Genomic DNA, 1599 nt, shown 5'->3' with positions numbered 1-1599 from the left:
AGGGGCAGGACTTCGATTTCGGGGTGCTGTTCGCGGGGGGTGGCTTCGGTCGGGTGCCGTTGCCGACGTATCCCTTCGCCCGCCGCCGCTACTGGCCGGTGCAGTCCGAACAGCGCGCGACGGCCGGTGGGCACGAGCACCTGCACCCGCTCGTCCACGGCAACACCTCGGTCCTGGGCACGACCCGGTTCACCACCACGCTGACCGGTGACGAGTTCTTCCTCGCCGACCACATCGTGGGTGGGCGGTCCCTGCTGCCCGGCGTCGTCTCCCTCGAAATGGCCCGCGCGGCGGTGTGCCTCGCCCTCGACGAGGGCGAGCAGTCCCTCCGGCTGCGCAACGTCACCTGGCCCCGCCCGGTGGTCTCGGACGGCTCCCCGGTCACGCTGCGGATCACGCTCTCCACCACGCCGTCCGGGGCGATCGGCTTCGCCGTCCACGGCGAGGACGGGGAGACGCACTGCCAGGGCGAGGCCGAGCGACTGACCCGCCCCGCGCCCACCGCGGACCCGGCCCCGCCGGCCGGACGCCGGATCACCGCTGAGGAGAACTACGCCGCGCTGCGTGCCCGGGGCATCGAGCACGGGCCGCGCCTGCGTGCCCTCACCGACGTCCACCTCGGCGCCGACCGGGCGGTGGCGTCCCTGCTGCCGCCGCCGGACGTCGCCTCCGGGGACTACTGGCTCCACCCGAGCCTGCTGGACGCCGCCCTCCAGACCGTCGTCGCCTTCAGCGCCGGCACGGGCGCGTCGGCCTCCGCCGTGCCGTTCGCGGTCGACGAGGTCGCCGTGTTCGGGCCCTGCCCGGAGCGTCCCGTGGCGATCGCCCGGGCCACCGGTGCGTCCACCTTCGATGTGGACGTGTGCGCAGCGGACGGCACGGTCCGGGTCCGGATCGGCGGGCTGACCCTGCGCGAACTCGACCGGCCCGCGACCGCCCCCGCGCTCCCGGCACCTTCCGCCGCACCGGCGGACCGGGACGGCGCCGACGAGGGCGAGGGCGTGTTCCTGGTCCCGAGCTGGACGCCCGTACCCACCGAGGAACTGCGGGCCGCCGACCCGGTGCCCGCGGGCACCGTGCTGGTGGTCGGCGAGGACGGCCCGTACCGGCGCCGGGTGCTCGCCGCACTCCCCGATGCCGAGACCGCGGACTCCGCCGCGAGCGCGGGCCGGGACGGCCTGGCACACGTGCTCTGGGTCGCGCCCGAGCCGGCCGGCGCACCGGCCGAGGAGCAGGGCCGGGGCGTACTGGAGGTCCTCCGGCTGGTCAAGTCCCTGCTGTCGGCCGGTTACGGCGACCGCGAGCTGCACCTGACCGTCGCCACCGTGGCGACCCAGGCCGTCACCCGCGACGAGCCGAACGAGCCCGCGCACGCGAGCGTGCACGGACTGGCCGGCTCGCTCGCCAAGGAGTACCCGCACTGGCAGGTGCGCCTGGTCGACCTGCCGGCGAACGGCCCGTGGCCGGTGCGGGACCTGTCCACTCTGCCCGCCGGCGACGCCACCCTGGCGTTCCGGTCGGGGTGTTGGTATGCGCAGCGGTGGTTGCCGGCGGTGCTGCCTGCCGTTCCGGAGGGCGGGTTGCGGCGTGGTGGTGTGT

The 1599-nt window shown here is 75.7% G+C and carries 1 protein-coding gene; it reads left to right on the top strand.

The genetic code is table 11. The annotated features are described in order from the left end of the window. Positions 1–1599: polyketide synthase dehydratase domain-containing protein (locus ACZ7DL_RS39055; protein ID WP_470781837.1), on the top strand; the 1599-nt coding region annotated here is incomplete at both ends.

Source organism: Streptomyces sp. NPDC036984, from assembly GCF_055607665.1.
This window is presented reverse-complemented; position numbering and strand designations above follow the sequence as displayed.